The 6,877-nt window shown below is 70.0% G+C and carries 10 protein-coding genes; 5 read left to right on the top strand and 5 right to left on the bottom strand.

The features are described from left to right. Positions 1–111: 111 nt before the first annotated feature. The gene (locus ACWD0A_RS30875) at positions 112–756 is read right to left on the bottom strand and encodes a MerR family transcriptional regulator (protein ID WP_451303442.1); all 645 of its coding nucleotides are present in this window, start codon (positions 754–756) and stop codon (positions 112–114) included. Between the two features lie 79 nt (positions 757–835). Between ACWD0A_RS30875 and ACWD0A_RS30870 the strand changes: the two genes are divergently transcribed. After that, complete coding sequence (locus tag ACWD0A_RS30870) at positions 836–1,315, top strand: DUF4188 domain-containing protein (RefSeq protein WP_451303446.1); 480 nt, start codon at positions 836–838, stop codon at positions 1,313–1,315. Between the two features lie 56 nt (positions 1,316–1,371). Here ACWD0A_RS30870 and ACWD0A_RS30865 read toward each other — a convergent pair whose 3' ends face one another. Together ACWD0A_RS30865 and ndgR are read right to left on the bottom strand one after the other, a co-directional pair. Continuing rightward, complete coding sequence (locus ACWD0A_RS30865; protein WP_451303440.1) at positions 1,372–1,620, bottom strand: SCO4226 family nickel-binding protein; 249 nt, start codon at positions 1,618–1,620, stop codon at positions 1,372–1,374. A 120-nt stretch (positions 1,621–1,740) separates the two neighbouring features. Continuing rightward, positions 1,741–2,457 carry an IclR family transcriptional regulator NdgR gene (gene ndgR / locus ACWD0A_RS30860; RefSeq protein WP_026278050.1) on the bottom strand — a complete coding sequence of 239 codons (717 nt, stop codon included), beginning with the start codon at positions 2,455–2,457 and terminating at the stop codon, positions 1,741–1,743. Between the two features lie 144 nt (positions 2,458–2,601). Here ndgR and leuC point away from each other — a divergent pair, with 144 nt between their 5' ends. The 4 genes from leuC (at position 2,602) to ACWD0A_RS30840 (ending at position 5,767) form a co-directional block, all read left to right on the top strand. Further along, complete coding sequence (gene leuC, locus ACWD0A_RS30855) at positions 2,602–4,032, top strand: 3-isopropylmalate dehydratase large subunit (RefSeq protein ID WP_451303438.1); 1,431 nt, start codon at positions 2,602–2,604, stop codon at positions 4,030–4,032. A 6-nt stretch (positions 4,033–4,038) separates the two neighbouring features. Next, the gene (gene leuD / locus ACWD0A_RS30850; protein WP_307713251.1) at positions 4,039–4,632 is read left to right on the top strand and encodes a 3-isopropylmalate dehydratase small subunit; all 594 of its coding nucleotides are present in this window, start codon (positions 4,039–4,041) and stop codon (positions 4,630–4,632) included. Between the two features lie 104 nt (positions 4,633–4,736). Then, entirely contained in the window at positions 4,737–4,964 is a 228-nt protein-coding gene (locus ACWD0A_RS30845) for an SCO5555 family protein (protein WP_142213448.1), read from the top strand. Positions 4,965–5,107: 143 nt separating this feature from the next. Then, the gene (locus ACWD0A_RS30840) at positions 5,108–5,767 is read left to right on the top strand and encodes an HU family DNA-binding protein (protein ID WP_451303435.1); all 660 of its coding nucleotides are present in this window, start codon (positions 5,108–5,110) and stop codon (positions 5,765–5,767) included. A 95-nt stretch (positions 5,768–5,862) separates the two neighbouring features. Here the strand turns inward: ACWD0A_RS30840 and ACWD0A_RS30835 are convergent, their stop codons facing one another. Then, positions 5,863–6,066, bottom strand: coding sequence for a hypothetical protein (locus tag ACWD0A_RS30835; RefSeq protein ID WP_307713249.1), 204 nt, complete (start codon positions 6,064–6,066; stop codon positions 5,863–5,865). A 49-nt stretch (positions 6,067–6,115) separates the two neighbouring features. Further along, complete coding sequence (gene cofC / locus ACWD0A_RS30830) at positions 6,116–6,748, bottom strand: 2-phospho-L-lactate guanylyltransferase (protein ID WP_451303433.1); 633 nt, start codon at positions 6,746–6,748, stop codon at positions 6,116–6,118. Positions 6,749–6,877 lie beyond the last annotated feature (129 nt).

Raw genomic sequence — 6,877 nt, 5'->3', positions numbered from 1 at the left:
GCCTCGCACGCCGCGCTCTCAAGGCGGTAGCGCCGGTTCGAATCCGGTCGGGGGTACGAGACCGAAGGGGTCCTCCACGAAGGTGGAGGACCCCTTCGGCGTTTCCCGGGGCTAGGCGAGGCCGTACCGGCGGGCCGTCTCCGCCTCCAGGGCGAGCCGTCGCAGGCTCAGCAACAGCGGGTCGTACAGCACCTGCGCCGCCACCGCCATCTCCACCTGCTCGGCGCCCGCCGGGTAGTTCTCCAGCTGGTCCATGTCGTATCGGGCGATCTGCTCCATCTGGCGTGCGTACGGCAGCAGTTCGGCGGCCGAGACCGCGTATCCGAGGCTGCTCAGCGTCGCGAGCGACGTCACCAGTGCGCGGTAGACGGGGGAGAGGTCGCCGATCTCGCGCGCGCTCTCCCAGCCCAGTTCCTCCAGCAGCCGCTCGACCTCCTGCCGGGCGTCCGCCGTGGCCGCGTCGTCCACGGGCGCCTCCGGCAGCTGGGGCAGCGCCCATGTCGCCGCGCCCAGGCGCATCGTGAGTCCGAGTGACTCGTCGTCGACGTGGGCGAGCACCTCGCGGGCCGTGGCCACGGGCACGCCGCCGACCTGGATCATCGCCCGCACCAGTCGCAGCCGGCGCAGATGGTTCTCGTCGTACTCGGACTGCGTGGCGGTGACGCGCCGGCCGGGCGGCAGCAGCCGCTCGCGCAGGTAGTACTTGATCGTCGCGGTGGAGACCCCGCTCCGCTCGCTCAGTTCCGAGAGCCGCATTCCCCTTGCACCCTTCCTTGGAGAGTGACACTATCCAATCATGGGTAGTGACACTATCCAACACGATCTGGGGGTCACCATGCGCAGCAAGACGCTGCCCGGCCGTACCACGGCCGCGGCATCCGGCGACGTCGTCGTCTTCCTGATCGGCATGCGGGTCAACCACCTCTGGGCAGTGCACCGTTGGCTGCCGGTGTTGCTCGCGATGCCGATGATGCTGAGGGAGCTGGGCAGCGACCGCTCGCTCGGTCTCCTGCACCACATCCTGCTGACGGGCTCGCCCCGCACGTACTACGTCGTCCAGTACTGGGAGTCGAAGGAGAAGCTCCTCGCCTACGCGAGCGCCTCCGACAGGCGCCACCGCTCGTGGTGGGGTCGCTACAACCGGCTGGCACGCAAGGGCGGGAGGCACGTCGGCATCTGGCACGAGACGTACATCGTGCCGAAGGGGTCGTACGAGACCATGTACGGCGACATGCCGCCCTACGGCCTCGGCCGGGCGTACGGCACGGCCCCGCTTCGCGACGGCGTCCAGGCCCAGGACCGGCTGCGCGTCTGAGGCCGGACACGGTGGAGCCTCCGTCACGTGCGGTGACGGAGGCTCCACGCAAAGGCTCACACGGTCAGGGGCACCGCGTGGATCTCGTCCGCCGGGTGGCCCGTGCGCTCGTGGACGCGCTGCACGGCGTCCGCGGACGGCCCCTCCGACAGGCAGTACACGGTCCCCGAATCAGGATCCGCCCACGCCTGCTTGAAGTGCACGCCCTCCTCGCCCTCGATCGCGACATCCGCGCGGTGTGCCTCCATGAGCTGGTCGCTCGTGATGCCCTTCATCCCGTGGTGTACGTCCATGAACTCGGCCATGGTCCTGCACCTCCGTCGCTCGGCAGGTATTTCCATGCTGCACCCGGCACGCCCCGGAAACACCTCCGGCCGGCCCCTGCGGCGTTGAAGGGGCCGGCCGGACGTGGGACGAACGGAAGGTCAGCCGGAGCGGCGCAGCGCCTCGCTCAGGCGCGCGGCGGCGTCGATGACGGCCTGAGCGTGCATACGCCCGGGATGGCGGGTCAGGCGCTCGATGGGGCCGGAGACCGACACGGCGGCCACCACGCGGTTCGACGGTCCCCGCACCGGAGCGGAGACCGAGGCCACGCCCGGCTCGCGCTCGCCGATCGACTGGGCCCAGCCCCGGCGCCGTACGCCCGACAGGGCCGTCGCCGTGAAGCGCGCGCCCTGCAGGCCCCGGTGCAGCCGCTCGGGCTCCTCCCAGGCCATCAGGATCTGCGCCGAGGAGCCGGCCTTCATCGTGAGTGTGGAGCCGACGGGCACGGTGTCCCGCAGTCCGGACAGCCGCTCGGCCGCCGCCACGCAGATGCGCATGTCTCCCTGCCGGCGGTAGAGCTGGGCGCTCTCGCCGGTCACGTCGCGCAGGTGGGTGAGCACAGGCCCGGCCGTGGCCAGCAGCCGGTCCTCGCCGGCGGCGGCGGCGAGCTCCGCCAGCCGCGGTCCGAGGATGAACCGGCCCTGCATGTCCCTCGCCACCATACGGTGGTGTTCCAGTGCCACGGCCAGGCGATGGGCCGTGGGTCGTGCGAGTCCCGTGGCCGCGACCAGACCCGCGAGGGTGGCCGGACCGGACTCCAGGGCGCTCAAGACAAGGGCCGCCTTGTCGAGAACACCGACGCCGCTAGAGTTGTCCATGCAACGATACTCGCGTCTCACTCTGTGAAACGCAAGTTCAATTTTCCATGGAACTTGTCACGCTGTAGTGGCGGCCCGCGGACCAACGGGCACTGCACAAGATCTCTAGTTGTGTCGGCGGCACAGCCGGCCGGAGGGAAAGCGATGGGTAGGACACTCGCGGAGAAGGTCTGGGACGACCATGTCGTCCGGCGCGCCGAAGGCGAGCCCGACCTCCTCTTCATCGATCTGCACCTGCTGCACGAGGTGACCAGCCCCCAGGCCTTCGACGGTCTGCGGAAGACCGGTCGCCGGGTGCGGCGGCTCGACCTCACCATCGCCACCGAGGACCACAACACCCCGACCCTCGACATCGACAAGCCGATCGCCGACCCGGTCTCCCGAGCACAGCTGGAGACCCTGCGGAAGAACGCGGCGGAGTTCGGTGTCCGGCTGCACCCGCTCGGCGACGTCGAGCAGGGCGTCGTGCACGTCGTCGGCCCGCAGCTGGGTCTGACCCAGCCCGGCACCACGGTCGTCTGCGGTGACTCGCACACCTCCACCCACGGCGCCTTCGGCGCGCTGGCCTTCGGTATCGGCACCTCACAGGTGGAGCACGTGCTGGCCACCCAGACCCTGCCGATGGCCCGCCCCAAGACCATGGCCATCACGATCGAGGGCGAGCTGCCCGACGGCGTCACCGCCAAGGACCTGATCCTCGCCATCATCGCGAAGATCGGCACCGGCGGCGGCCAGGGCTACGTCATCGAGTACCGCGGCTCCGCCATCGAGAAACTCTCGATGGAGGCCCGGATGACCATCTGCAACATGTCGATCGAGGCCGGCGCCCGGGCGGGCATGATCGCCCCGGACCAGACCACGTTCGACTACCTGCAGGGCCGCGACCACGCCCCCGAGGGCGAGGACTGGGACGCCGCCGTCGCGTACTGGAAGACGCTGCGCACGGACGACGACGCCGTCTTCGACGCCGAGGTGTTCATCGACGCCGCCGAACTGGCCCCGTTCGTCACCTGGGGCACCAACCCCGGCCAGGGCGCGCCCCTGTCGGCGAACGTCCCCGACCCGGCTTCGTACGAGGACGCTTCGGAGCGCCTGGCGGCCGAAAAGGCCCTGGAGTACATGGGGTTGACCGCCGGACAGCCGCTGCGTGACATCAAGGTCGACACCGTCTTCGTAGGCTCGTGCACCAACGGCCGTATCGAGGACCTGCGCTCGGCCGCCGAGATCCTGGACGGCCGCAAAGTCGCCGACGGCGTACGGATGCTGGTCGTTCCGGGCTCCGTCCGGGTCGCCCTGCAGGCGGTCGAGGAGGGCCTGGACAAGGTCTTCACCGCCGCGGGGGCCGAATGGCGCCACGCGGGGTGCTCCATGTGCCTGGGCATGAACCCCGACCAGCTGGCTCCGGGCGAGCGTTCCGCGTCCACCTCCAACCGCAACTTCGAGGGCAGGCAGGGCAAGGGCGGCCGTACGCACCTGGTCTCGCCGCAGGTCGCCGCCGCCACTGCGGTGCTCGGCCATCTGGCGTCCCCGGCCGACCTGTCCGACGCCGTCGTCTCTACGCCCGCGGGGGTCTGAGGAACCATGGAAGCTTTCACCACGCACACCGGCCGGGCCGTTCCGCTGCGCCGCAGCAACGTCGACACCGACCAGATCATCCCCGCGCACTGGCTGAAGAAGGTCACCCGCGACGGGTTCGAGGACGGCCTGTTCGAGGCCTGGCGCAAGGACCCCGAGTTCGTGCTCAACCGGCCGGAGCGCAGCGGCGCCACGGTCCTGGTCGCCGGCCCCGACTTCGGCACCGGCTCCTCGCGCGAGCACGCCGTGTGGGCCCTGCAGAACTACGGCTTCAAGACCGTCATCTCGTCCCGCTTCGCCGACATCTTCCGCGGCAACTCCCTCAAGAACGGTCTGCTGACCGTCGTACTCGACCAGGAGACCGTGGACGCGCTCTGGGCGCTGACGGAGGCGGACCCCACCGTGGAGATCACGGTGGACCTGGAGCAGCGAAAGGTCCTCGCGCCGGGAATCGACGCCGACTTCGAACTCGACGAGAACGCCCGCTGGCGACTGCTGAACGGCCTCGACGACATCAGCCTCACCCTTCAGAACGAAGCGGACATCGCGGCGTACGAGGCGGGCCGACCGTCCTTCAAACCCCGTACGATTGACGCCTGAGCAGCGCTTTTCCCGATCTGCGCCCTCCACCTCCCGGTGGGGGGCGCAGTCGTATGTTGAGACCCCATCGGGCGACAACTCGCCCCAGATGGCACAATCGGTGCATGGAACGTGACAGCCAACTCGAGCTCTACGAGGCGGTCGCGGCCCGATTGAAGGAAGCGCACACAAGAGTGCGCGCACTGCAAGTCCCGGAGGGCGTAAGGATGGCGCTGTCCCGGAAGCTGCTGGTCGTCACGGCAGCGGCGAAGCACGATCTCCCGGACGCGGCAAGGCGTCTGGACCGGTTGATGAAGGACCTCGACGAGGGCCGATTCCCTGAAGGTGACTGACCTCAGAACTCCGCCGAGGTCGACTTCGTTGCGGCACTAGGGTGATTAGCCCGTTTCGTGTTTGATTTGCGGTATATATCTGCCTAACGTGCGAAAAAGCCTGGACGCAATCGTTCCGGCCAAATGTCTCCGAAGGGGAAGACGTGAACAAGGCGCAGCTCGTAGAAGCGATTGCCGACAAGCTCGGCGGCCGCCAGCAGGCCGCTGACGCTGTCGACGCGGTGCTTGACGCGATCGTCCGCGCAACAGTCGCCGGAGACCGGGTTTCGGTCACCGGCTTCGGCTCGTTCGAGAAGGTCGACCGTCCCGCCCGTTACGCCCGCAACCCGCAGACGGGTGAGCGGGTGCGGGTCAAGAAGACGTCCGTCCCGCGGTTCCGCGCGGGCCAAGGCTTCAAGGACCTGGTCAGCGGCACGAAGAAGCTCCCCAAGGGAGGCGAGGTCTCCGTCAAGAAGGCCCCCAAGGGCAGCCTCTCCGGCGGTGCCCCGACCCGTACGACCGCCAAGGCCGCGGCCAAGAAGGCCACCGCCAAGAAGGCCACGGCGAAGAAGACGACCGCGAAGAAGGCCACCCCGGCCGCCAAGAAGACCACGGCGAAGAAGACGACCGCGAAGAAGACCACCCCGGCGGCCAAGAAGACCACGGCGGCGGCCAAGAAGGCCGCACCGGCGAAGACCACGGCCAAGAAGGCGGCGGCGAAGAAGACCGCTCCCGCCAAGAAGACCACCGCCAAGAAGGCGCCCGCCAAGAAGGCGACGGCGCGCAAGACCACCGCCAAGAAGACCACCGCCCGCAAGAAGTAGGCGGAAGCGAGCGGTACGAGGTCACACAGGGCCACTCACGCGCCGGGCCGGTCTCCCCAGGGGGAGACCGGCCCGCGGCGTGTGCGCGCCCGGCGTCAGAACGTCTGCAGCGTCACCAGGGTGATGCGGCGGGCGTCGCCCTCGCCCTCGGTCTCGATCCGCACCCGCTGGCCGGGGCGCAGCAGCCGCAGGCCGCCCGCGTCGAAGGCGGCGGTGTCGAACTCCACCGGGGTGCCGTCGTCGAGCAGCACACTCCCGCTGCGGGTCTCGGGGTCGTACGTGTACGAGGTCGCCTGCATGCGCCCAGCCTACGGGGCCGGGAGCCCGGCGGATCAGGGTGGGCCGCGGCTAGAGGCCGTCCGGTGCGGGTGCGCCCGTCATGAGCCGCCGGCTGGTCCGAGGGCCGACCCCGAGCGCCAGCGCCACCGACAGATCCGCCGCCGTGTCCACGTCGCGGCGCACGGAATCGACACCGCCGACGAGGATTTCCGCGGCGCCGGATGCCAAATGCCGACGGCGTGAAGGGCCGCCGAAAGCCGGACGCAATTCCACTCCCGGCAACGCGCTGAGCAATGTCGTACCGATTCCGGCGGCATCCGCCAGAAATGCCCGGGTAAATACCGAAGCCGCGCTCAGTACCCGGGCCAATTCGCGCGGCCGCAATGCCGGCAGATCGGCGTTGAGCGCGGCGACCGCCGCACCCGGGCGTCGCGCGCGCACCGAGTGCGCGCCGTGCGCCAGTGCCGCGTTGAGGCCCGCCGCGGGCGCGTCCGGCACCGTCCGAGCCCCGAGCGCCGCCAGCGACGCCCTGGCCGCCGGATCGTCCGTGACGACCACCACATCACGCACCGCCGTGCAGGCCAGCGCCGCGGCCACGGTGTCCTGGGCGAAGGCCAGCGCGAGCCGCGGCCGCAGCATGTCGTCCGCGGCTTCCGCCAGCCTGCTCTTGGCGAGGGCAAGGGGCTTCAGCGGGACGATCAAGGACCACAGGAGGGTCGGCTTCGTGTCCGTGGCGGGCTCTCCGTCCGTGCGCGTCGGGGCCCCATTGTCGCCCGGGACGGCGAAGGGCCCGAGGGCCGGGTGCGGGGGCGGGGCGTACCGTGTCCTCGA

The organism is Streptomyces sp. NPDC002867 (assembly GCF_053591895.1).
Note: the sequence above shows the minus strand (reverse complement) of the source record. Positions and strands in the feature narration are given on the sequence as shown.

Excerpts from the sequence above, each read along its gene's own strand:
- ndgR (WP_026278050.1), bottom strand. The coding sequence starts at position 2,457 with ATGGACAACTCTAGCGGCGTCGGTGTTCTCGACAAGGCGGCCCTTGTC.
- leuD (WP_307713251.1), top strand. The coding sequence starts at position 4,039 with ATGGAAGCTTTCACCACGCACACCGGCCGGGCCGTTCCGCTGCGCCGC.
- ACWD0A_RS30865 (WP_451303440.1), bottom strand. The coding sequence starts at position 1,620 with ATGGCCGAGTTCATGGACGTACACCACGGGATGAAGGGCATCACGAGC.
- ACWD0A_RS30835 (WP_307713249.1), bottom strand. The coding sequence starts at position 6,066 with ATGCAGGCGACCTCGTACACGTACGACCCCGAGACCCGCAGCGGGAGT.
- ACWD0A_RS30875 (WP_451303442.1), bottom strand. The coding sequence starts at position 756 with ATGCGGCTCTCGGAACTGAGCGAGCGGAGCGGGGTCTCCACCGCGACG.
- ACWD0A_RS30845 (WP_142213448.1), top strand. The coding sequence starts at position 4,737 with ATGGAACGTGACAGCCAACTCGAGCTCTACGAGGCGGTCGCGGCCCGA.
- leuC (WP_451303438.1), top strand. The coding sequence starts at position 2,602 with ATGGGTAGGACACTCGCGGAGAAGGTCTGGGACGACCATGTCGTCCGG.
- ACWD0A_RS30870 (WP_451303446.1), top strand. The coding sequence starts at position 836 with ATGCGCAGCAAGACGCTGCCCGGCCGTACCACGGCCGCGGCATCCGGC.